Source organism: Pseudoxanthomonas kalamensis DSM 18571, assembly GCF_010211745.1.
Classification (GTDB): Bacteria; Pseudomonadota; Gammaproteobacteria; order Xanthomonadales; family Xanthomonadaceae; genus Pseudoxanthomonas_A; species Pseudoxanthomonas_A kalamensis.
On sequence record NZ_PDWQ01000001.1, the window covers coordinates 194009 to 217399 of the forward strand.

A 23391-nucleotide genomic window follows, 5' to 3' on the forward strand; every position below is an offset into this window, starting at 1 on the left:
GCTCTTTCCCACCAACCGCAAGCGCAGGCATGAATCGGGCATCATTGCCCGCATGGAGATCTATCTCGTCGGCGGCGCGGTGCGCGACCGGTTGCTGGGCCTGCCACCCGGCGACCGCGACTGGGTCGTGGTCGGCGCCACCCCGCAGCAGATGCTGGAACTCGGCTACACGCCAGTCGGACGCGACTTCCCGGTGTTCCTGCACCCGCAAACCGGCGAGGAATACGCACTGGCACGCACCGAGCGCAAGAGCGGACGCGGCTATCGCGGTTTCGTCGTCGACGCCGACCCGTCGGTCACGCTGGAAGAGGACCTGCAGCGGCGCGACTTCACCATCAATGCCATCGCCCAAGCCGACGACGGCCACTTGATCGACCCCTGCGGCGGCACGCGCGACCTGCAGGCGCGGGTGCTGCGCCACGTCGGCCCGGCCTTCGTCGAGGACCCGCTGCGAGTGCTGCGCGCGGCGCGCTTTCTCGCCCGCTTCGCCCCGCTGGGTTTCACGCTGGCGCCGGAAACGCAGGAGCTGATGCGGCAGATCGCCGCCTCCGGCGAACTCGACGCACTGGTCCCGGAGCGGGTCTGGCAGGAACTGCGCAAGGCCTTGCGTTCGGCGAAACCCTCGGCCTTTCTGTCCACCTTGCGCGAAACGCACGCGCTGCAAGCGGTATTGCCGGAAATCGACGCGCTGTACGGCGTGCCGCAACGCGCCGACTACCACCCCGAGATCGACACCGGCATCCACCAGCAGATGGTCAGCGACATGGCCGCGCGACTGGCCCCGGGCGACGACCTGATCGGCTTCGCCGCGTTGACCCATGACTTGGGCAAGGCGCTGACCCCACCGGATCAATGGCCGCGCCATGTCGGCCACGAAAGTGCGGGAATCAAACCGCTGCGCGCCCTGTGCGAACGGCTGAAGCTGCCGGCCGAGCACCGCGAGCTGGCCATCGCCACCTGTCGCGAGCACCTGCACGTGCATCGCCTGTTCGAACTGCGCGACGCCACCGTGCACGAACTGCTGGCCCGCTGCGACACCTTCCGCAAACCCGAACGCATCGCACAGATCGCTACCGCCTGCGAAGCCGACGCCCGCGGCCGCCTCGGCCACACCGACGACGACTACCCGCAAGCCACCGAACTGCGCCGCCTGCACGCCGCCGCCCTGGCCATCAACGCCCGCGACCTGGTGCAATCGGGCCTCAGCGGCCCCGAAATCGGCGAAGCGCTGAAGCAGGCCCGCATCGCCGCCATTGCCGCCGCACGCAAGACCGCCTGACACAGCACCGTTCCACCCGCTAGTTTCAAGGCGTAACTCTTACGCCCCCTGATGGCCTTCGATAACACTTGTTTCCACAGTCGCCGTAACGCGCAGAAATCACAATCCAAGCCTATGGACCGATGGGCGAATCACCGTGTTTGCCGCCTATATCGCACCGGCGTCACTTGCCGTTGGCCTGGATATACCTGCAAACCCGGTACGGATAGACCTGCTCGGCACGCAAACTGTAGTGTTTCACTCGCAATCTGCGGCGAACCTCCTCCAACAAGCGGGGAGGCGCCCGACCACGGACTCATTCGATATGACTGCAGGCTTACGGGCATATTCCATATGCAGGCATCCTTGCCGCATAACGCCCTCAAGGCCGCATCCCACTTCCCCCGTCGATATCAGCACAGCCCCTTGTTTTTTGTCGGAATTATTGGATTGACACACCCAACAGCCAGCCACCAGAATCCCGCTTACGCCCCGATTTGGGGTCTATTAGTAGTTAGGCAGCATGAAAAGCGATCCCGTTGCCACCGTTGAGATTGACGAGAAAGGCCGGTTGCACATCAAGCCGGCCACCCAAGATTTTCCATTCGCCTATCGTGAGGCAATGGAGGTCACATGGGAGCCGGACAGACGCTCGCTCAGTTCACCTATTCCGCGGCAGTGGAGCTATGGTCGTTGGTTCCAGCAGATTCTAGCTGTAGCATCTGCCCAAGGCGTCCGTTTGGTTCTCGGGCCACATACGCTGTGGATCAATGTTTCGGCCGACATCCAACTTGAGATCGCAGCGGCGGCGACACATGCTGCCTAACAATTCATTCAAGTCGATGCCGTTTCGCGGGCCGGCTTAATTCAAGCTCGCAGGGCGGACTCAAGCCCCCCCCCTTCTTCTTGAAGCCCTGAAGACAGCGATAAGTCTCGAACAGCGGGCCGGGGGCCGCCCTACTGCTGGCCCTGCTCGTCGGCAATGTCCATCTTGGGCGCCACACGGCGCGGGGGGAGCGGTGGCAGCTTGGCCTCGTCCTGCACCGGCGGGCGCGGGGCTTCCCATTCGAACGGCGGCAGGCTGTGCATGGCCGCTTCCAGCTTGCGCGACCAGGTTTCGTGGATTTCGGCGAACAGCGGGGTGTCGCCTTCCAGCCGCATCTGTTGGGTGATCTGCAGGTCGCCGACGCGGACCAAGGCCAGGTCGATCGGCAGGCCGACCGACAGGTTGGAGCGGATGGTCGAATCCAACGACACCAGCGCGCAGCGAGCGGCGTCTTCCAGACTGGTTTCCGGACGCAGGATGCGGTCCAGGATCGGCTTGCCGTACTTGGATTCGCCGATCTGCAGGTACGGCGTTTCCGGCGAAGTCGAGATGCAGTTGCCCAGCGGATAGATCAGGTACAGGCCGGGGCGCTCGCCGGCGATCTGCCCGCCCAGGATCAGGGTGGACTGCACGCTGACGCCCTTCTGCTGGGCTTCCTCGCCGACCCGCGCCTGGCTGGCCACCAAGATGTCGCCGACGTACTCGGCCACTTCGTACAGGTGCTTGAAGCTGCGCAGGCTGCGGCTGGCGGTGACGTCGTCGGCGTCGCGGCGCAGTTTGGACACGGTCAGCTGGGTGGTGGCCAGGTTGCCCGAGGACATGATGACGAAGACCCGGTCGCCGGGCCATTCGAAGATATGCATCTTGCGGTAGACGCGCACGTCGTCGAACGAGGCGCTGGTGCGGGTGTCCGCCGCGAAGACCAGGCCCTGGTCCGTTTCGATGCCGACGCAGTAAGTCATCCGGTTACCATGATGCAGTGCACGAGAAGCATGGTAGGCGGGCCGGCCGGACTTGGCTAGGGCGGCCCCGGCCGGCGCTTTCGGGCCATCGACTCACAATTGGAAACGCCATGCCCGCCGCCCTGCCCGCCCCCGACGCCAATGCCCTGCAGCACAGCGCCCGCCTGTCGGCGCTGATCGGCGAGGAGATCGGCCAGTCCGGCGGCAGCATCCCGTTCTCGCGCTTCATGGAGCGCTGCCTGTACGCGCCTGGGCTGGGCTACTACAGCGCCGGCAGCACCAAGTTCGGCGCAGCCGGCGACTTCGTCACCGCGCCGGAACTGGGGCCGCTGTTCGCCGCCTGCGTGGCCGAGGCGGTGGCACCGGTGCTGCGCCAGCTGGGCCCGGACGCGGAATTCGTCGAGATCGGCGGCGGTTCCGGCGCCTTCGCCGAAACCGCGCTCAAGCGCCTGCTGCAGCTGGACGCGATGCCGGCGCGTTACGCCATCCTCGAACCCAGCGCCGACCTGCGCGAACGCCAGCGCGAACGCCTGGCCCGCCAGCTGACGCCGCTGGTGTTCGACTGCATCGAATGGCTGGACACGCCGCCCGCCACGGCCTGGAACGGAGTGCTGTTCGCCAACGAGGTGATCGACGCGCTGCCGACTCCGCGTTTCGTTCTGCGCGACGGCGAAGTGTTCGAGGAGTGCGTTGCGATCGACGCCGATGGCGGCTTCGCCCGCGTCGACCGACCGGCCGACGCCTTGCTGGCGGCGGCGGTGCGCCATGTCGAACGCGACCTGCAACGATCGTTCGCCGATGACTACCGTTCGGAACTGCTGCCGCAGTTGCCGTACTGGGTGCAGGCAGTGATCGGCGGCTTGCGCGACGGCGCGATGCTGTTCGTCGATTACGGCTATCCGCGCGGCGAGTTCTACCTGCCCGAACGCGATGCCGGCACCTTGCGTGCGTTTTACCGCCAGCACGTGCACAACGACGCTTATCGCTGGCCGGGCCTGCAGGACCTGACCGCATCGGTGGATTTCACCGCGCTGGCCGAAGCCGGCACCGGCGCCGGGTTCGAACTGGCCGGCTACTGCAGCCAGGCCAGCTTCCTGCTCGGCAATGGCCTGGCGCAGCGGCTGCAGGAGGTGCAGGCGCGCGGCGACGAGGCGCTGTCGCTGAAGTTCGCCAACGAGGCGAAGAAGCTGACCCTGCCCACCGAGATGGGCGAGCGCTTCCAGGCGATGGGGTTCGTGCGCGGGGTCGAGTTCGGCGCCGCCTTCCTGGAGGGCGACCTGACATGGAGGCTGTAGCCATGCGCGCGCTGAAGCCGCTGCGCCGACGCGGGTTGTGGCTGGGCCTGTGGCTGCTGGCGGTGGCCACGGTGATCTGGGTCTGCCTGGCGCCGCGACCGCCGCTGGAAGTGCCGCTGCCGGAGAACGGCGACAAGCTCGAGCACCTGCTGGCCTACTTCGTGCTGATGGCCGGCGCGGTGCAGCTGTTCGCCACCCGTCGCGCCCTGCTGTGGGTGGCGGTCGGGCTGTTCCTGCTGGGGATCGGCATCGAATGGGCGCAGGGTGCGTGGACCAGCACGCGCTCGGCCGACGTCTGGGACGCGGTAGCCGATACGCTCGGCATCGGCCTGGGACTGGCCACGGCGCTGACGCCGTGGCGCGACCTGCTGCTGCGCTGGGCGGGCCGCACGCGCTGACCCGCGTCGGGAACCCCCCTCCCACTTGCGGAAGAGAGGGCCGAAGGCGGGTAAGGGCGCCTCAGTCGAAATCGCCCAGATAATCGTCCAGCCGGCGGCGTTGCAGCAGTTCCGCCGCAGCGTCCCAGGACACCGCTTTCTGCTCGCGCAAGCTTTCCAGCACGCGGACGATGGCCAGCTCGACTTCCGGACTCTGGCTCAACGCCGGATCGTGCTGGCGATGCTCAATGACGTCGAACAGTACCGCATTGGCTTCGGCATAGCTCAACGGTTCGGTCTGGCCATGCGCCTTGCGCCAGGCGTCGCTGCCCAGCACCGCGTTGACGTGCAGCTGGATCAGATAGGTGGCGCGCCCGATCAGCTTCAGGTTGCCCGGCTGCACCGCGGTCATGGTGTTGCCGACCACGCGCCCCAGCTTGGCCATGATCCCGGTGGAATGACCGTTGAGCATCATCTTCAGCGCGATCATCTGGCTCAGCCCGAACGGGTCGCGCTGCGGGACCACCAGTTGCAGCAGTTGCAGGTCCGGCGCCTGTTCGCGCAAGGCGGCCAGCGCTTCGGCCGACAGCGGCGCGTCGTCGACCGCGACCACGAAGGTGCCGGCGCCCGCATTGGCGAAGTCGTGTAGCCAGGCCTGGCTGAGCGCCTGCGCGCTTTCGTCGCCGAGCAGGATCAACGCGCCGAGATCGCCGGCCTGCGGACCGTTGTGCTCGCGGTTGTGCGGCGACCAGGCCAGGTCGTAGCGATGCTGCTGTTCGGCGCCGGCGAAGGCCAAGCTGCGTTGTGCAGCCTCATGCAGGTAGGCATCGTCGATCTGGGTGTCGAACGGCGCCTTGTACAGCGCCGGATCAAGGCCGTGGAAAGGGCGTTGCAGCAGCGCCTGCCAGGCCTGCGCGGGGTCCTCGGTGGGCGCCCACACCTGGATCCACGAGCGCCTCTGCTCGGCATCGACCGGATCCAGCGCCGCCAGGCGGAAGGTCGGCGCGCGTTCGGTCACGTCGACGAATACCGGCATCAGTGCGCGCTGGGCCAGGTAAGTGGCGTGATGGCCGGCCGCGTAGGCCGCGGCCTCGCGATTAGTCCACGCGCTCACCTGCGGCGCGCTGGCGGCGACGGTTTTCTGGATGGCGGCGAAATCGCGCAGCCGCGAGGCAATGTCGGCCTTGGCGTCGAAGCCCAGATCCTGCATCTCTGCGGACGTCAGCAGCGGGGTCAGCAACTGCTTGACCGCATCCTCCAGCACCATGCCCAACGCATACAGGCTGGTGGTGGTGGCCTGCATGCGGGTCGAACCGGTGATCGATTGCGGCCCGGTCGGCAAGCTGATCTTGCGGATCGCCGGGTCCTCGATCACCCGCCGGCTGCGCTCGAACGGCAGCAGCACCGAATCCGGATTGTTGTAGACGAACCAGGTGCGCTCGGGGTGGCCCGGGTTCAACTCGCTGGCGGCCAGCGCGGTACCGATCACCGCCGAAGTCTCGCCGCCTTCGGTGACCGCGAACACCACGTCGCCGCTGGCGATGCCGTTGTCCTGCAATTGCAGGCGACCGATCAGCTGCAGGTCCTCGAAGCCTTCCAGCGAACTGATCATCGCGCGGTCGCCGCCGGTGATCTCGCCACGCACACGCTCGCCGATGCCGGGCAGGGCCTGTTCGATCTTCGGCCACGCGCTGCTGCGCATGGCGCGCTGCCAGAACGGACGCCACAAGCCGCTTTCCAGGGTCTCGGCCAACCGCCCGGTCGAGCCGGTGCCGTAGAAATAGATGCGATGGCCGCCGCGCAGGGCGTCCTGCATCGCGCGCGAGGCGTCCTGCAACTGGCCAAGGCGGGCCGGGTCGGCGGCGACCTCGGCGAAGGCGTGGGTGACATCGCGATCGACTGCGTACAGTGCATCCAGCCCGGCGCTGGTATCGCCGGCGATGCGCCGGCTCAGGTCCATCGTTTCCGGGTGGCGCTGTTCGGTCAACAGGCTGTGCAGCTGGAACTGCTGCCGGTGCTGCAGGTAGTCCAGCGACGCCGCCGAGGGCTCGATCCCGAGCAAGTCGGTCACCGGACCGGTCGACGCGGCGTGGGCGGAATGGACGCCGAGCAGGCCGGACAGGCCAAGCAGGGCGCAGCACAGGGTGCGGTGGACGGGCATGCGGAGTTTCCTGTGTGGCTCATGAAAGGGGTTCGCTGCGGGCATCGTCGCGGATGTCGTTGGGGTCAACGCGTTTCCGCGGCCGAAGCGGGCAACAGAGTGATGCGATCCAGCAGCCACATGGCCGGCCGGGTATCGCCGCTGAAGCGCAGGCACAGCGTCTGCGCACTGTCGAATTCGCGGTCGAGCGTGGCGTGCACGGTGACGAAGCCGTCGGCGTCGGGATCGGCCGGCATCGATGTGTGGGCCACGCGCGGGCCGTCGCAACCGCCACTGCGCACATCGAGCTCGCCGTACGCGCGGGTGGTCGGCAGGTAACGGCGCTTGGCGTCTTCTTCGGCACTGAGGCGAATGAAATACGGCAGGCGACCGGCACGGACCTCGATCCGGTCGATGCCTTGCAGCGGTGCATCGTTCCATTGCCAGCACGGCGCCAGGAAGGCAACGTCGAACAACGCGCGTTCACCGCGCAGCGGGCCGTCGTCCTCCATCCGCAGCACCGGTCCGCTGTCCGGACAGGCGGCCAGCTGCTTGTTGTCGCGGCTCAGCAGGGTGTCGCGGTCGATGCGCAAGTCCTGCGGCACGTCCAGCGCCGCATCGTTGGCATAGGCGGCCGCGCGCAGCTCCACCGGCAATCGGACATCGAAGCGCAACGGCTGTTCGGGCATCGCCGCGTGCGGTTCGCTGCCGTCCAGCGTGTAGCGCAGCGGATACCCGAGCGGGTTGGACAGCGTGATCGTCGCCGTGCCGGCCACGGCACCCGCTTCGGCATCGACCTCGACCCGGAATGGCGTGCGCGCGTAGCCGATGTCCAGCGTGCGGTAGCGACGCAGCTGCGCCGGCAACCTGCCCAGGAAACCGGCGTAGTCCTTGCGTGTGGCCGGCGTCCAGCCAGCTTCGGCCAGCGCGGCCAAGCGCGGGAACACGGCGTGTTCGACGCCGGCAAACGTGCGCGTGTCGCCGGTCCACATGTTGGCCTGCAGGCCCAGGACATGGTGGTGCTGCGCCGCATCCAGCTCGGCGGGGACCGGATCGAAGTCGTAGACGGTCTGCAGCGTGACCCGCTTCGGCCGGCCCGCCGGTTCGTCAGTCGACCCGGTCTGCAGGTAGTCGAAATACAGCGAAGCCACCGGCGACATCACCACATCGTGTCCCTGCCGCGCTGCTTCGATCCCGCCTTCGGTGCCGCGCCACGACATCACCGTGGCCTCCGGCGGCAGACCACCTTCCAGGATCTCGTCCCAGCCGATCAGGCGCTTGCCGTGCTTTTCCAACAGGGTTTCCAGGCGGCCGATGAACCAGCTCTGCAGCTTGGCCTCGTCGGCGATACCAAGCTCGCGCATCCGCGCCTGCACCCGCGGCGAGGCCTTCCACTGGTCCTTGATTGCCTCGTCGCCGCCGATGTGCACGTAGGTACCGGGAAACAGGTCGGTGACTTCAGCCAGCACCGTATCGAGGAAGGCGAAGGTGGCGTCCTCGATGTTGAACAAATTGGCATGGATGCCGCGATCGGCCGAAACCGCGATCGCCTCGCCGCTGACGCCCAATTGCGGATACGCGGCGATGGCGGCGGTGGCGTGACCGGGTACGTCGATCTCCGGTACCACGGTGATGTGACGCGCGGCAGCGTAGGCGACGATGTCGCGGATCTGGTCCTGACTGTAGTAGCCGCAGTAGGGCACCGGTTCGCCGCTGTCCGGGTCGATACCGCCATCGCCGGCCGGAATCCGGCAACTGCCGACTTCGGTCAGCTTCGGATAGCGCTTGATCTCGATTCGCCAGCCCTGATCATCAGTCAGGTGCCAGTGAAACACGTTGAGCTTGTGCAGGGCCATCGCGTCGAGGAGTTTCTCGATATCCTCGACCGACTGGAAGTGGCGGGCCGAGTCGAGCATTAGCCCGCGCCATGCGAAGCGCGGTGCATCTTCGATATGCAGGGCCGGCAGCCGTACCGGACCATTGCCTTCGCCCGAGGTCAGCAACTGCCACAGGGTGACCGCACCGTAGAACAGGCCCGCCTCGCTGCTTGCCGCGATCGTGATGCCATCGGCGGTGATATCGAGCGAATAGGCTTCCGGTGAAGTTTCTGTATCCGTCTGATCGAGAGCGAAGCGGATGCCGGAACCGCTACCGCCGATCTTGGGTTGCACGGACCCGGTGGCCACCAGCAGGTCGATGAACTGCCTCGCCACGCGCTGCGCGGCTTCACCATCGGCCACCACCGGCGTCTTCGCATCAATCACGAAGCTGCCGTCCTTCGTTTCCAGACTGGCCGGCATCGGGATCAACCGCGGCGTGGTTACGGCGATATCGTCGGACGGCTGGCGTGTGCAGGCCGCCAGGCACAGCAGCAACAGCAGGCTCGCCAGCAGGGTCGGGAAACGGATCATGCGGCGTGAATCCTCGTTGCGGCTGCGATAGCGACGTCACGATAGCAAACCCCGGCGGCGGATTCGGCTATCGTTGCATTTGACCGTCGTTTCCGCGCTCGCGCGTCCCCGCTCATGCTAAGTCCTTCATCGAAATTCCGCCGAATTGTCACGACACTTTCGTGGCGCGCCTGCGGGCTGGCCAGCCTGCTGTTCCTTTCGCTCACGGTTGCGCACGCGAGCGAGGGGCCGGCACCCGGCATCGAGGTGCTGCTCGACGAACATGCCGGCGAACTGCACGGCAAGCGCATCGGCCTGATCACCAACATGACCGGCGTCGATCGCGAGCTGCGCAGCGATATCGACCTGCTGGCCGCACGCAAGGATCTGCAGCTGGTTGCACTGTTCGGGCCCGAGCACGGCGTACGCGGCGATGCTCAGGCCGGCGAACACGTCGACTCGACCATCGATGCCGCCACCGGCCTGCCGGTGCACAGCCTGTACGGCGCGCAGCGCGAACCGACGCCGGAGATGCTGCAGGGCATCGATCTGCTGCTGTTCGACATCCAGGACATCGGCACGCGCTACTACACCTATCCGTACACGCTGGCCGGGGCGTTGCGCGCGGCCCGGCGCGCCGGCATCCCGCTGTGGGTACTGGACCGGCCGGATCCGGTCGGCGGCGTGCAGGTCGAAGGACCGGTGCTGGAGCCGGACTACGCTTCCTTTGTCGGCATGTTTCCGATCCCGGTTCGCCACGGCATGACCATCGGCGAACTGGCGCGGCTGTTCAACGACGGCTTCGGCATCGGCGCGCAACTGCAGGTGGTGCCGATGCGCGGCTGGCGACGCGAAGACGCCGAACCCGGCGGCGCGATGGCCTGGGTGCCGCCGTCGCCGAACATGCCGATCCGCGATACCGCCCTGGTCTACCCGGGCACCGCGCTGTTCGAGGGCACCAACGTGTCCGAAGGACGCGGCACCACGCGGCCGTTCGAGACCATCGGCGCGCCCTTCGTCGATGCGCAGGCTTTGGCCGCACGAATGAACGCGCTCGACCTGCCCGGCGTGCGTTTCCGCCCAACCTGGTTCACGCCGGCGTTTTCCAAGCATGCCGGCGAGCTGTGCGGCGGCGTGCAGCTGCACGTCACCGACCGCGAGACCTTCCGGCCGTTCCTGACCGGGCTGGCCCTGGTCAAGATGCTGCACGACGACTACCCGCAGGATTTCGAGTTCCTGCCGGGACAGCCGCCATTCTTCGACAAGCTGACCGGCAACGGCTGGATCCGGGCGGCGATCGAACAGGGACAGTCGCTGCAGGACATGCAGGCACGCTGGCAGCCGGCGCTGCGCGAGTTCGAAGCATTGCGCCGGCGCTATCTGCTCTACTGAGTCCATACCCGGATCAGGAACGAACTCAGTTCGGCCGCAATTCCACCCGGTCCAGCGCCCACATCGTCGGCCGGGTATCGCCGGTGAAATAGATGCACAGGTCGGCGCTGTCGCCGGCAGCGGCCAGCGGCGTTTCCAGAGTGACGAAACCGTCGGCATCCGGCTGCGCTGGCAACGGCAGCGTGGCCAGGGTCGGACCCTCGCAGCCGTCGCGCACCACCAGTTCCCCGTTCGCCGTCGTCGCTGGATGGAACTTGCGTCCCGGTTCGTCATGCGCGAGCTGGAAGTAATAGGGAATACGGCCAGCGCGGACGCGCAAGCCGCCGATCCCGCGCAGGTCGGCCTGTTTCCACTCCCAGCACGGATTGAAGATGTCCACGTTGAACAGCGCGCGCTCGCCGCGCAGCGGGCCGTCGTCCTCCAGCCGCAGCATCAGCGCGTTGGTGCACATGGCCAACTGCTCGTCATTGCGGGCCAACAGCGATGTTGCATCGATGTCCAGCGCATCCGGCGCTTCCAACGCCGCGCCCTCGAAGAATGCTGCGGCCCGCAGATGCACCGGCAACGGCAGCGACAGCGGTTCGGCATAGGCGGGCGATGCTTCCGTCGGCGCGCTGCCATCGGTGCTGTAGCGGATGTCGGCATAGCCGGCCGGATTGCTCAATGCGATCTCGGCGGTGCCGGCGACGCGGTCGGCCTTGGTGTCGAACACCACCTGGAACGGTGTGCGCGCGTAGTCGATGCCCAGCGCGCGGTAGCGGTGCAACTGCGCCGGCAACCGGATCAGGAAGTCGGCATAGTCCTTGTACGCGGCCGGCGACCAGCCGGTTTCGGCCAGCGCGGCGATTCGCGGAAAGATCGCATGCTGCACGCGCGTGAAGCTGCGCATGTGCTCGGTCCACACGTTGGCCTGCAGGCCGAGAATATGTCGGCGCTTGTCCGCATCGAGTTCTTCCGGCACCGGCTCGAAGGCGTACACGTCCTGCAGGGTCACCAGGGTCGGTCGGCCCGGAGGCTCGTCCGTCGATGCGGTCTGCAGGTAATCCAGATACAACTTGTTCCATGGCGACATCACCACGTCGTGGCCCTGATTGGCGGCCTCGATCCCGCCTTCGGTGCCGCGCCACGACATCACCGTGGCTTCCGCCGGCAGACCGCCTTCCAGGATTTCGTCCCAGCCGATCAGGCGCTTGCCGCGCGCGGCGAGGAACTTTTCCAGCCGCGCCACCAGTACGCCCTGCATGGCCATCTCGTTGTCGACGCCGAATTCCTTCATCCGCGCCTGCACGCGCGCCGATGCTTCCCACTGGTCCTTGACCGCTTCGTCGCCGCCGATGTGCACATAGGCACCGGGGAACAGGTCGGCGACTTCGGCCAGCACGTTCTCCAGGAACTCCAGCGTGGGTTCCTCGACATTGAACAGATTGCTGAACACGCCCCATTCGCCGACCGGCAACAGCGGTTGGTCGGTGGTCCCCAATTGCGGGTACGCGGCGATGGCGGCGGTGGCGTGGCCGGGCACGTCGATCTCCGGCACCACGGTGATGTGACGCGCGGCGGCGTAGGCGACGATGTCGCGGATCTGGTCCTGGCTGTAGTAACCGCAGTACGGCACCAGCTCGCCGCTGTCCGGGTCGATGCCGCCGTCGCCTGCCGGAATCCGGCAGCTGCCGACTTCGGTCAGCTTCGGATAGCGCTTGATTTCGATCCGCCAGCCCTGGTCGTCGGTCAGGTGCCAGTGGAACACGTTGAGCTTGTGCAGGGCCATCGCGTCGAGCAGTTTCTCGATGTCCTCGACCGACTGGAAATGGCGGGCCGAGTCGAGCATCAGTCCGCGCCATGCGAAGCGCGGTGCGTCTTCGATATGCAGGGCCGGCAGCCGCACCGGGCCATTGCTTTCGCCCGAGGTCAGCAACTGCCACAAGGTGACCGCGCCGTAGTACAAGCCCGCCTCGCTGCTTGCCGCGATCGTGATGCCATCGGCGGTGATATCGAGCGAATAGGCTTCCGGAGAAGCTCCGGCCTGCGCCTCGTCGAGAACGAAGCGGATGCCGGAACCGCTGCCGCCGATCTTCGGTTGCACGGCCCCGGTGGCCGCCAGCATGTCGATGAACTGCCTCGCCACACGCTGCGCCGCTTCACCATCGGCCACCACCGGGGTCTTCGCATCGATCACAAAGCTGCCATCCTTCGTTTCCAGATTGGCCGGCATCGGGATCAACCGCGGCGTGGTCGCGGCGGTATCGTCGGACGGCTGGCGTGTGCAGGCCGCCAGGCACAGCAGAAGCAACAGGCTCGCCAGCAGGGTCGGGATCTTCGTGGTCATCGCGGCTCCGGTACGTCGTGATGGGGGCAGTGTAGAAAAAAGGGGCCCGGAAACCGGGCCCCGGAGGGAAGTACAGCCAATGATTGCCTATCCGCGCAAGATCAGAACTTGAAACGGAAATTCAGGTAGTACTGCCTGCCGTTCTGGTAAATCGAGCGCGGCTGGTCCTTGTTCAACGCGTAGTACTTCAACTTGGGCTCATTGAGGTTCAAGCCGTCCAGCGTGACCGTCATCCAGTCGGCAACTTTGTAGCCAAGCGAGACGTTCACCACGTCGGTATCGTCCTGGTAATAGGCGGTCGCCCGGTCCAGCCCGCTGTAGAACGAGGAGCGGAAGGTATAGTTGATGCGGGCGTTGAAACGGTCGTTCTCGAAGTAGCCGCCGATGTTGTAGGTGTTCTTCGAGGTGCCGACCAGGTCACCGCCACCCTTTTCTTCCGCGTCGGCGTAGGTGTAGTTGGCATTGATACCGAAGTACTCGCCGATCGGCTGTTCATAGGTCAACTCGAAACCCTTGACCTTGCCATCGGTGTTGTAGGGCACGGTCAGGACATAATCGGCCAGATAGCCCTGCGGCGTGGTCGTGCTGTAGGTCATGTACTGCTGGGTGACATGACCGTAGCCGACGTAGTTCTTCAGGTCCATGTAGAACACGCTGCCCGCCAGCAAGGCGCGGGGCGCGAAGTACCACTCCAGCGATGCGTCGAAGTTGGTGGAGAGGATTGGCTCCAGATCCGGGTTGCCGCCACTACCCGAGCCGATGCCGCCATCCGTGGAAGGCGGGCTGAGCGAGATCGCGCCGGCGAGCGCCGAATAGTCCGGACGGGTCATCGTGCGTGAAACCGCCAGACGCGCAACCATGTCGTCCGAGACTTCGTACTTGAAGTTCACGCTCGGCAACAGATCGTTGTAGGTATGTTCGGTGATGACGGGGACGTAGGGCCCGAAGTCCGATCCGGTGACCGCATCGGGGTCGCCGGTGCCGGAAATATTGTTATGGATGCGTTCCTCGGTGCGCACGAAACGCAGGCCCACATTGCCGCTCCAGCGGTCGCCTTCCATGTTCAGCTGCACATAGGCGGCACTGCTCTTCTCTTCCAGGGCGTAGATGCCGGCCCAGTCGCTGCGGGTGACCGGGTTGCGATTGGTCAGGCGGTTGTACTCGGCCAACTGTTCCGGGGTCAGGTACCAGATATCGCGCGGGAAGCTGCCGCCGAGACCGTCGGCGAAATTGCCAGGGTAGTTGTGCGAGCTGACCGGGATGTTGTCCAGGTCCAGCGGCGAGTCGGTGCCGACCGGGCACCAGTTGGCCTGCGACCAGTCGAAAGGCACCGCATTGCCGTTGGCGTCGATGCATCCGGGTCCCTGTCCGGTAGCGGTCTTGGATTCGCGGCTGTGCTCCGCATAGCGCAGACCGAACTGCAGCGAGGTCATCGCACCGCTGTCGATGAAATACTCGCCATCCAGTTGTGCCCAGTCTTCCTTGTCCTCGACCTTGACGTCCTGGTAGCCGAAAATCCAGCCTAGGGAAGTAGTTTGAGCCGAGGTGTCCTCGCCGACATACCAGTCGGCCGCGCCCACGCCATTCAGACCCCAGCCACCGCCGCTGCCGACGCCGACGTTCCACTCGGCCACGTCCTGGGTCGGCGTCTCGCCGGTACCTCTGGAAGTGCCGATCTGTCCCTTCAAGCTGAGCTTGTCGCTGACATCCCAGTCCGCATCGAAGCTGACGTAGGAGGAGTCCGCGCTGGAGTCGGGGCGGGAAATCTGGTCATAGACGCCGTAAGTGGTGCCTGCAACCGGATCGAAATCGGCCTGTACCAGCGTCCCGTTGCGAACGACATAACCAGGATTCGGCGCCTGCCCGTTCCCCTGTGCCAGGAAGTGCGTCACCCACAACAGATAATTGCGGTTGTAGTTTTCCGCGTCCTGGTTCGAGACGAATGCGTTCAGGTCCAGGGTCAGGTTGTCGAGCGGCTTGAATTGCAGGTCGATCAACCCGCCGGTGCGCTTGCGCTTCTGTTCGAACAGGGCCGAGCCGATCATGGTCGGGTACCACACGCCAGCCAGGTCGGGATTCGTTGCCGCCAAGGCGCTGTCGGCACCGACTTGTTCGTAACCCAGGATTTCCTGGCCATCACGGCGCAAGCTGCGCTCTTCGGAGAAGGCCTGAACCATCACGCCGAAGGTATTGGCGTCGTTCTTCCAGTTCAGCAGGCCGCTGAATTGCGGCTCGGTCTTGTCCGGCAGATCCGAGTACACGGCGCCGATCGAGGCTTCCGCAGTCAGGTTCTCGGCGAATTCCAGCGGCTTGCGGGTAATGATGTCCACCGAACCGGCGACGCCGCCTTCGACCAGGCTGGCCTGCGAGGTCTTGTGTACCACGATCTGGCTGACCAGCTCCGACGGCAGCAGGGTGTAGCTGACGCTGCGGCCCACGGTGCCGGTCTGGTTCAGCACGAACCAGTCACCCGAGGCGATGTTGTGCCCGTTGAACAGGGTCTGGGTCAGGCTGGGATTTGTGCCACGCATGCTGACGCGGTCGTTCTCGTCGAATCCGCCTTCATTGGCACCTGCCGAACTGACAGTCACGCCGGACACGCGCTGCAGCGAGTCGGCGATGTTCTTGTCAGGCATCTTTCCGATGTCCTCGGCGGTGACGACTTCGACGTGCGACTTGGCTTCGCGCTTGACGTCGAGCGATTTTTCCATGCTGCCGCGAATGCCGACGACGGTCACGGTGTCGAGGTCGGTTGCGGTGTCCGTCTCCTGCGCGTGGGCCTGCGCAGCAAAGCCCAGGCTCGCCACGATCGCAGCAGAAAGGATTGATTTTCTATGATTCATGATGCTTCCCCATCGCTGGTTGAATTGAGGCGGCGTCGCCGCAGCCCGGTTTGCTTCTTGCGGATGAACTCCTGCAATAGCCGACTTGCTTAATCACCCGTCTTTTGCAGGCGACTTGTCCGCATCCGTTGCGGGATTGCTCACAGTTGCGGTGTTGCACTCAGCATTGACAGTGTTCGACAGACAACCGGGTACGGGCATCTGCCGTCAATATCAGTGGTTGCCAGCTTTGGCCAAGTCGGTCAATTTGTGGATGGCTGGCACAATGGTGATCAACAGGTCGGCTGGGGGTTGCGTCGGCGCCATCATCACTGACAACACGGACTCAGAAGCCTTGGCGGCCAGATCCTGGTTGTTTAGTAACGTGGTCGCACTGCTTGTCCAGGTTTCATCAGGCATGGCACCGGAGTCGTGCAGGGCAAGCGCTTCCAAGCCCAGGCTGCACAACTTTTCGACGGTTTCGGAAACCGGGAGGGCAGAACGCAGCGCTGGGTGTCGGGTTGCGGAAGCGGCGAACGCGGCATGATTGGCCTGCCAGCGGATGAGCATGGATTTGATTTCCGCACTGACGGAGGCATCGCCTGCCACCAGGCTGTTGACCAGTGCGACAAAGTGCGTGGCGGGCTGGCTGTCCGGTGAGGCGGCATCCGCCAACTGATTGAAGTGCTGCACGCTCGGCGTCTGTCCGCGCATCATGTCGCGCATGGCGTGCATGTGGGCAAAATTCCGTACCGGAGCAGTCACTTCTAGCAGGGTCGCCGCCGGACCGGTATCGCCGGGGGCAATTCTGGACAACATGCGTTCCTGGTTAGCACGATCCTGAAGACCTAACGTGCGCAGCAGGTCCTGCACCGCAAACAATCGTGCGTGCAGGTCATCGATATCCCTGGTTGCAGCCGGTGACCAAAGACGCTCGCCAACCGCGGCCAGACGTGGCCAGACGCGGCCGTCGAGCATTTCGTCAGTGACGATCTCGGACCAGATGGGCGCTTCGCCGCCAATGACCAGCGCGCTCTGCGAGGGATCCAGCTTGAGCCCGGGAACTTTCAGCATGTCGTCGCTGAAGAAGGTGGAGATTTCGGGAAATGCGGCCTTGATGGCGTTGTAATTGTCGGGGTCCAGCGCGTAGGCCGTCGGGTCCAGCGGGTCCACCTGATAGTGAAATGCGGAAGGATTGAGGTGGTCGAGGTAGTACCCGGATGACACGATGACGCGCTTACCCGTGCCAGTGGCCTTGGCCACCGCAGTGGAGCTCTTCCACGTCTGTATGACGATGTCGTCCGGGGTCTCACCGTGGATCACGTCTTCCCAGCCCAGCAGCTTCTTGTCGTGCTTCTTCACGATGGCCGACAGCCGATCAAGGAAATAAGCTTGCAGCGCTGTCTTATCTGCAAGGCCATTCTGGGCCATGAACGCTTGGATGGTTTCGCTCTGTGCCCAGTCCGCACCACTGACCTCGTCACCGCCGGCGTGAAAGTAGGGTGAGGGAAAGAGTCCGGCTATTTCCTTGACGAGATTGTCGAGGAGTTCATAGGTCTTCGGGTCGATTGGATTGATCGCGGGCCCGGTCAGACCGACCTGTGCACCAGGCGCAGAGGCAAGAAAGGGGTAAGCAGCAATCATCGCGGCGGTGTGTCCGGGCAGATCGATCTCTGGAACGATCGTCACCCCGCGGTCGGCTGCGTAGGCCACCAAGTCACGAATCTGGCCTTGGGTGTAGAAGTCGCCGTTTGTTGCCTCGGTGAGCTTGGGATATTGCAGACTCTGGATGCGGAACGCTTCGTTGTCGCTCAGATGGAGGTGCAACACATTCAGCTTGACGATTTCCATGGCGTCGATCTGCCGCTTGATGGCGGCTACCGACATGAAATGCCGGGCGGTATCGATCATCAATCCGCGCCATGCAAAACGTGGCGCGTCCTGAATGCTTGCGACGCGGACATGTGCGCCATCATCATCTTGGTACACAAGTTGACGCAGTGTGGCCAATCCGCGCAATACGCCGATCTGCGTATCAGATTTGAGTACCAGCTCGCCCCTGCTGAACTGAAGTGAATACGCCTCCGCACTCGCAGGCAGGTCAATGCTGGTCCGAGTCTCGGACGTGCAGCATTCGATTTTCAGCAACGGGCCATTCGCAGCCATGCCGTACTGCCCGCTGATCGTGTTGACGTCTGCGACGAACCTTGCAGCGGCGGTCGCAAGCATGTTGTTACTGGCCTTCCCGGAAAACTCGATGCGGAACTGTCCGTTCAACGGCAGCGAATCCTTGCCGAAGGTGACATGCGATGGCACTGGCAGCAAGGTCTGGGCAAATGCGGGCACGCCAGCAACCGAGAGCAACAGTGCCATACTGAATGACAAAATATTGTTCATGACTATCAACCTTTCAATGAAGCGGAACTGTCATGGATCCGAATGGGTGTGGAATCACAGCCCCGCCTGCAGGCGAATGGAAAAAGCACTGCGGCGGGCGGAGCTGCCTTGCCGATCAGAAGTTGTAATCAAAGCCAATACCGATGGTACGGAACGATTGCGGCGTCAGCTGCTGGCTGACCCCCCCTGGATTCAGCACCGCGGTAGAGAAGGAAACACCCCGGAAGCGCTCATCCAGCAGATTGCGTGCATACAGATTGATATGCCAGCGCCCGTCGCCAGCGCCGATGCCGATCGAGGCATTGAGCAAGCCATAGGCATCAGTGTCGGTTGCATCCTGCCCCACGGTGTTGCTGTACTTGCTGCGCCAATTCCACGCTAGGTTGCCGTCAAGCATCAGGTTGCCGCCAACAGGGTGCTGGTACACCGCCTGCAGCGAGGCTGAATATTTGGATATGCCGGACGGAGCCAGCCCCTTCAGGTTGGCCAGCAACTGGCCATTGCCATCGGTGTAGCACGGGATGGAATTCAGGGCTGGGCAGGCAACGACATAGTCGCCGAACTCGGCGTCGGTATAGCCGGCATTCGCCATTAGGGTCAGGTCTTCATTGACACGGAACGAAGTTTCCAGCTCAAGGCCCTTGCTCTTCATCTTGTCGGCGTTGGCCAGGTGAAACTGCGCCATGGCATCGTCGTAAACCTGTGTCTGGAAATCCTTGAATGTGGCGATGTACACGGAGGCATTAAGGGTCAGTCTGCGATCGAAGAACCTCGACTTGATTCCGGCTTCGTAGCTGAGCGAGGTTTCCGGATCAATTCGGTTGGTTGCGCCGCTCAGCACATCGATCGACGGACCCTTGTAGCCTTGGGCGATGGTCAGGTATTCCATGACGTCGGCGCTGGATTCGAATTGCAAGCCAAGCTTGCCTGAAATGTTGTCCTCGCTAGTGGAACCCGATGACGGCACGCTGGGCACCAGGGGCACAATCGGAATGTCGTTGAAGGTAGGGTATGGCGTCACGTAAAAATCACCATCCACCTTGTCATGAGTATAGCGGGCACCCACGATGGAAGACAGCTTGTCGGTGATGGCGTATGTCGTGGACCCGAAGACGGCATAACTGGTCGTAGTGGCGTCCAGATTGGTCATGCCATCAGCCGTGAGATTCAGCAAGTACGGCCAGCTATTGGCACCGGTAAGATCGAAGGCACCCAGCTTGATTTCGTCGGCTTCGACTACGGTATGGCCGTAAAACAGACCCGCGACATATTCGAGCCTGCCACCGGTGGTCGTACCAGCAAGCCGAAATTCCTGAGTGAGTTGCTTGCTGTCGTTGTAGGTAATGCTGTCATTCAGGACATTGGTCGGCAAGAGATCTATGTCGGCAATCTGGGCCAGTTCCAGGTCGCGGTAGGCGCTGATGGAAGTCAGCGTGGCATTGCCGAAGGTGTAGTCGACCTTGACGGACCCCCCATTGTTCTTGGTATCGGCGTACCAGTCTTCGTCCGCGTAGCTCTTGGGGTCGTCGCTGGAGAAGTTGTCGTTGGTATGGTCTCCGAAAATGCCCGCAGCAAGGATGTCGTCACTGACCGTGTAAGGCAGGAGGGGCGATCGAGAAAACGCACTCTGGTGTTCGGCAGCGATCAAGATGGAGAGCTTGTCGCTCGGCTCGATCAGGTACTTGGCACGGATGCCGTAGTTCTTCAAGTCACCCGCGCTCCAGTCATGGTAGACGTTGTCCGCATAGCCATCTTGCTGCTGGTGGTAGCCGGACAGGCGCAGCGCGGAAATCGAATTCACGCCCACGTTCAGGGTGGCCTGTGCGACCTGTTCGTTGCGGCTGCCCAGGGCAAGATGCACGTTGCCGCCAGTGATGCCGATTTCCGGGTTCTTGGTGATGATGGAAATGACACCGGCCGACGCATTCTTGCCAAACAGGGTGCCCTGCGGGCCGCGCAACACTTCGATGCGTTCGATGTCGTTGAATCCTGTGGCGCCCGGATCGCGCGGCAAACCGATCAGGACGTCATCCACGACCACACCAACCGTTTGCTCGGTGCCGTAATTGAAAGCTTGGGTACCGATGCCGCGGATTTTGAAGCTGGCACCATTTCCGGGTACGTCGGTCGGGTAGGTGACGCCGGGGGTGATGTACTGGATGTCGGTAATGTTGCTGGAATTCAGGGCCTGCAACTGTTCGGTGTTGATGGCGCTGATAGATGCCGGGACCTTCTGCAGGGATTTTATCTGGTGGGTTGAGGTGACAGTCACCTCGTCCATGGTCTGGACTTCATCGGGTTTGGCTTCGGGGGAGGCTTCTTGGGCGATAACTTGAGCAGACAGGCTCAAGCTGACCAAGACTGCAACGGACAGGATGTTGTTTTTACATTTCATGACATGTATTTCCTGTTGTTCTGTGGGGTCAAGCGAATGCTTCGCCAGCGAGATTTACGTACATCCGATCCTATTCGGACCACCCTTTCACATCGGCGTCTTACAACTCCACGACGCCACCCTCCCTTAGGCCCAAGTACCAGTTGGCGGCGCCGATGACGCCCAACTGCCCGTGCTCGACCAGGCGCACGGGAATGCGTTCCAGCGCCGCGCGCATCGGTCCCTTGTCGAGGAACCGTTCGACGAAGCTGCTGTGGATCAGGAATTCGCGAATCTGAGGCAGGATGCCGCCGGCCAGGTAGATGCCGCCCTGCACGCCGTACAGCAGGGCCATGTCGCCGACCGTGCTGCCGAGCAGGCCGCAGAAGATTTCCAGCGTCTCGCGCGCCAGCGCGTCGCTGCCGTCCATCGCGGCGGCGCTGATTTCGCCCGGGGTCGCGAAGGTGAGCTCAACCGCGCGCAAGCTGCACAGCGTGGTGTATAGATTGAGCAGGCCGGGGCCGGACAGCGCGTGCTCGACCGGCACGTGCGAACGCGTCTTCAGCATTTCCGTCAGCAGCGCGATCTCGATGGCGTTGCCGGGCGTCAATGCCGCCTGACCGGCTTCGGTCGGCAGCACCACCGGGCGCTTGCCGGCGGGAATCCACACCGCCGCGCCCAGGCCGGTACCCGGCCCCAGCACCAGGGTCGGGCCGCGGGTCGGCGGGGTGTCCGGACCGGTGAGCTGCAGCACCTGGCTGGCATCGACCAGCGCCGCGGCATGCGCGACAGCCTCGAAATCGTTGACCAGCCGCAGGTCCAGGAACTCCAGACGTTCGCGGATGTCGCGCGGCGACAGCCGCCACGGCAGGTTGGTGGTGATGACGGTTCCGTCTTCCAGCGCATAACCGGCGCTGGCGATGACGCCGCGCCGGACCGGCTCGCCGTCCAGGCCGGAGAGGAATTCGGCAAAGATCTCGGTCAGCCCCGGGTACTGTGCGCAGGCGTACTTGCGGTATTGCAGGATCCGCACCGGCTGGGTGCCGTCGCCCGGATGGATCAGGCCGATGCGGACGTGCGTGCCGCCCACGTCCGCGGCGACGAACGGAACGTTCAGCGCGTCCGACCCTGTTGCTGGCTCGATCAATGCAACCACATCCATCTCCGCTGGCTCGTGCTTGCGGGGGGCAATCAGGCGGCCTCCCGTCGGAGCGGAATGTGGGTCAAGTTTGACAACGTTGTCAACAGCTGGCGTCAAACAGATGACAATCGGCTGCCACAAGCGCACAAAAATGGAAAATTAACAGGGGGAATGGTCACAATCGCGACATATTTGACAAAATATGTTCATTATTCAGTGAGCTGCGAGGTTGGAAGGTCATGGCATCTGGAAGAACTGTGAGTAATTCTCGGAAGTGGCTGATGATGGATTCGATCGCCCGATACCGCCCCGGCTGGCCTTGCCGAAAATTTTGTGACAACGTTAGCTTCTGTCCCGCCTCCGGCACCGCCATGACGAAGCCGAAAGCGGAACCTCTGCCATCCGAGGGAATACGCCAGCCATGACTGCCTCCCGCACCACCACGTCCATCGCCATCATCGGCGCGCTGTTCTTCATCTTCGGCTTCGTCACCTGGCTCAACGGGCCGTTGATCACGTTCTCGCAGCTGGCCTTCGACCTGGACGAGGTCAACGCCTTTCTGGTGCTGATGGCGTTCTTCCTGTCGTACTTCTTCCTGGCCATCCCGTCCTCGTGGATCCTCAAGGCGACCGGCATGAAGAAGGGCATCGCCGTCGGCCTGTTCGTGATGGCGATCGGTGCAGTGCTGTTCGGCCAGTTCGCCACCCAGCGCTGGTATCCGGGTGCGCTGGGCGGGCTGTTCGTGATCGGCGGCGGCCTGGCCGTGCTGCAGACCGCGGCCAATCCCTACATCAGCATCCTCGGCCCGATCGAGAGCGCGGCACAGCGCATCGCGGTGATGGGCATCTGCAACAAGCTGGCCGGCGCGATCGCACCGTTCGTGATCGGCGCACTGGTCATGCACGGCATTGGCGATCTTTCCGCGCAAGTAGCGGCAGCCGATGAGGCGACCAAGCAGCAACTGCTCGACGGCTTCGCCGCGCGGATCCATCTGCCCTATCTGGTGATGGCCGGTCTGCTGGCGCTGTTGGCCGTGGGCGTGCTGTTTTCGCCGCTGCCGGAGATCAAGGCCGAGGAGGTCAATGCGTCCGGCGACCGGCAGGGACGAAGCAGCCTGTTCCGCTACCCGCACCTGTGGCTCGGCGCGCTGTGCATCTTCACCTACGTCGGCGTGGAGGTGATGGCCGGCGACGCCATCGGCACCTATGGCCGCGCTTTCGGCCTGCCGCTGGACCAGACCAAGTTCTTCACTTCGTTCACCCTGATCGCGATGCTGGTCGGCTACTTGGTCGGTCTGGTGGTGATCCCGCGTTTCGTCTCGCAGGAACGCTATCTGAAATGGTCGGCGATGCTCGGGGTATTGCTGGCGGTTGGCGCTTTCCTGACCCACGGCTACGTCTCGGTCGGCTTCGTCGCCGCGTTGGGTTTCGCCAACGCGATGATGTGGCCGGCGATCTTCCCGCTGGCGATCAAGGGCCTGGGTCGCTTCACCGAACTGGGCTCGGCGATCATGGTCATGGGCATCGTCGGCGGCGCGATCATCCCGCGCCTGTTCGCGGTGCTGAAGCAGCACTACGACTTCCAGTGGGTGTTCCTGCTGCTGATGGTGCCGTGCTACCTGTACATCCTGTTCTTCGCCACGCGCGGACATCGCGTGGGCATGGGCGCGGGGCGGGGCTGAGCGGCGGCTT

General features: G+C 64.0%; 14 protein-coding genes. 6 read left to right on the plus strand and 8 right to left on the minus strand.

Annotated elements, in window-relative coordinates:
* The first annotated feature begins 52 nt into the window (after positions 1–52).
* Both CSC70_RS00900 and CSC70_RS00905 read left to right on the plus strand, forming a co-directional pair.
* Entirely contained in the window at positions 53–1279 is a 1227-nt protein-coding gene (locus CSC70_RS00900; protein WP_162454753.1) for a multifunctional CCA addition/repair protein, read from the plus strand.
* Positions 1280–1781: 502 nt separating this feature from the next.
* Complete coding sequence (locus CSC70_RS00905; RefSeq protein WP_162454754.1) at positions 1782–2084, plus strand: hypothetical protein; 303 nt, start codon at positions 1782–1784, stop codon at positions 2082–2084.
* A gap of 131 nt (positions 2085–2215) precedes the next feature.
* Here CSC70_RS00905 and CSC70_RS00910 read toward each other — a convergent pair whose 3' ends face one another.
* Positions 2216–3046 (minus strand): proteasome-type protease, encoded by an 831-nt coding sequence (locus tag CSC70_RS00910; RefSeq protein WP_162454755.1) that lies wholly within the window; start codon positions 3044–3046, stop codon positions 2216–2218.
* Positions 3047–3156: 110 nt separating this feature from the next.
* On the opposite strand from CSC70_RS00910, the gene CSC70_RS00915 reads away from it, so the two are divergent.
* On the plus strand, positions 3157–4341 hold the full coding sequence (locus CSC70_RS00915; RefSeq protein ID WP_162454756.1) for a class I SAM-dependent methyltransferase: 1185 nt from the start codon (positions 3157–3159) through the stop codon (positions 4339–4341).
* Between the two features lie 2 nt (positions 4342–4343).
* Positions 4344–4739: a VanZ family protein gene (locus CSC70_RS00920; RefSeq protein ID WP_162454757.1), complete on the plus strand. Its 396-nt coding sequence runs from the start codon at positions 4344–4346 to the stop codon at positions 4737–4739.
* 61 nt (positions 4740–4800) lie between these two features.
* Here the strand turns inward: CSC70_RS00920 and CSC70_RS00925 are convergent, their stop codons facing one another.
* Both CSC70_RS00925 and CSC70_RS00930 read right to left on the minus strand, forming a co-directional pair.
* Complete coding sequence (locus CSC70_RS00925) at positions 4801–6879, minus strand: N-acetylmuramic acid 6-phosphate etherase family protein (protein ID WP_162454758.1); 2079 nt, start codon at positions 6877–6879, stop codon at positions 4801–4803.
* A gap of 65 nt (positions 6880–6944) precedes the next feature.
* Complete coding sequence (locus CSC70_RS00930; RefSeq protein ID WP_162454759.1) at positions 6945–9269, minus strand: beta-N-acetylhexosaminidase; 2325 nt, start codon at positions 9267–9269, stop codon at positions 6945–6947.
* A gap of 114 nt (positions 9270–9383) precedes the next feature.
* On the opposite strand from CSC70_RS00930, the gene CSC70_RS00935 reads away from it, so the two are divergent.
* Positions 9384–10640 (plus strand): exo-beta-N-acetylmuramidase NamZ family protein, encoded by a 1257-nt coding sequence (locus tag CSC70_RS00935; protein ID WP_162454760.1) that lies wholly within the window; start codon positions 9384–9386, stop codon positions 10638–10640.
* Between the two features lie 25 nt (positions 10641–10665).
* On the opposite strand, the gene CSC70_RS00940 is transcribed toward CSC70_RS00935, so the two are convergent.
* The 5 genes from CSC70_RS00940 to CSC70_RS00960 all read right to left on the minus strand — a co-directional run bounded on the left by CSC70_RS00940 (position 10666) and on the right by CSC70_RS00960 (position 21721).
* Entirely contained in the window at positions 10666–12966 is a 2301-nt protein-coding gene (locus CSC70_RS00940) for a family 20 glycosylhydrolase (protein ID WP_162454761.1), read from the minus strand.
* 101 nt (positions 12967–13067) lie between these two features.
* Positions 13068–15809 (minus strand): TonB-dependent receptor, encoded by a 2742-nt coding sequence (locus CSC70_RS00945; RefSeq protein ID WP_162454762.1) that lies wholly within the window; start codon positions 15807–15809, stop codon positions 13068–13070.
* A 213-nt stretch (positions 15810–16022) separates the two neighbouring features.
* Positions 16023–18185, minus strand: coding sequence for a beta-N-acetylhexosaminidase (locus CSC70_RS00950; RefSeq protein ID WP_162454763.1), 2163 nt, complete (start codon positions 18183–18185; stop codon positions 16023–16025).
* Positions 18186–18300: 115 nt separating this feature from the next.
* Positions 18301–20580 carry a TonB-dependent receptor gene (locus tag CSC70_RS00955; RefSeq protein WP_162454764.1) on the minus strand — a complete coding sequence of 760 codons (2280 nt, stop codon included), beginning with the start codon at positions 20578–20580 and terminating at the stop codon, positions 18301–18303.
* Positions 20581–20680: 100 nt separating this feature from the next.
* On the minus strand, positions 20681–21721 hold the full coding sequence (locus CSC70_RS00960; RefSeq protein ID WP_162454765.1) for a glucokinase family protein: 1041 nt from the start codon (positions 21719–21721) through the stop codon (positions 20681–20683).
* 400 nt (positions 21722–22121) lie between these two features.
* Here CSC70_RS00960 and CSC70_RS00965 point away from each other — a divergent pair, with 400 nt between their 5' ends.
* Positions 22122–23381 (plus strand): sugar MFS transporter, encoded by a 1260-nt coding sequence (locus CSC70_RS00965; protein ID WP_162454766.1) that lies wholly within the window; start codon positions 22122–22124, stop codon positions 23379–23381.
* The last annotated feature ends 10 nt before the right edge of the window (positions 23382–23391 follow it).

What these genes read in the sequence shown, in the direction of transcription:
- CSC70_RS00900 (WP_162454753.1), top strand. Translation starts at nt 53, where the DNA reads ATGGAGATCTATCTCGTCGGCGGCGCGGTGCGCGACCGGTTGCTGGGC.
- CSC70_RS00905 (WP_162454754.1), top strand. Translation starts at nt 1,782, where the DNA reads ATGAAAAGCGATCCCGTTGCCACCGTTGAGATTGACGAGAAAGGCCGG.
- CSC70_RS00910 (WP_162454755.1), bottom strand. Translation starts at nt 3,046, where the DNA reads ATGACTTACTGCGTCGGCATCGAAACGGACCAGGGCCTGGTCTTCGCG.
- CSC70_RS00915 (WP_162454756.1), top strand. Translation starts at nt 3,157, where the DNA reads ATGCCCGCCGCCCTGCCCGCCCCCGACGCCAATGCCCTGCAGCACAGC.
- CSC70_RS00920 (WP_162454757.1), top strand. Translation starts at nt 4,344, where the DNA reads ATGCGCGCGCTGAAGCCGCTGCGCCGACGCGGGTTGTGGCTGGGCCTG.
- CSC70_RS00925 (WP_162454758.1), bottom strand. Translation starts at nt 6,879, where the DNA reads ATGCCCGTCCACCGCACCCTGTGCTGCGCCCTGCTTGGCCTGTCCGGC.
- CSC70_RS00930 (WP_162454759.1), bottom strand. Translation starts at nt 9,269, where the DNA reads ATGATCCGTTTCCCGACCCTGCTGGCGAGCCTGCTGTTGCTGCTGTGC.
- CSC70_RS00935 (WP_162454760.1), top strand. Translation starts at nt 9,384, where the DNA reads ATGCTAAGTCCTTCATCGAAATTCCGCCGAATTGTCACGACACTTTCG.
- CSC70_RS00940 (WP_162454761.1), bottom strand. Translation starts at nt 12,966, where the DNA reads ATGACCACGAAGATCCCGACCCTGCTGGCGAGCCTGTTGCTTCTGCTG.
- CSC70_RS00945 (WP_162454762.1), bottom strand. Translation starts at nt 15,809, where the DNA reads ATGAATCATAGAAAATCAATCCTTTCTGCTGCGATCGTGGCGAGCCTG.
- CSC70_RS00950 (WP_162454763.1), bottom strand. Translation starts at nt 18,185, where the DNA reads ATGAACAATATTTTGTCATTCAGTATGGCACTGTTGCTCTCGGTTGCT.
- CSC70_RS00955 (WP_162454764.1), bottom strand. Translation starts at nt 20,580, where the DNA reads ATGAAATGTAAAAACAACATCCTGTCCGTTGCAGTCTTGGTCAGCTTG.
- CSC70_RS00960 (WP_162454765.1), bottom strand. Translation starts at nt 21,721, where the DNA reads ATGGATGTGGTTGCATTGATCGAGCCAGCAACAGGGTCGGACGCGCTG.
- CSC70_RS00965 (WP_162454766.1), top strand. Translation starts at nt 22,122, where the DNA reads ATGACTGCCTCCCGCACCACCACGTCCATCGCCATCATCGGCGCGCTG.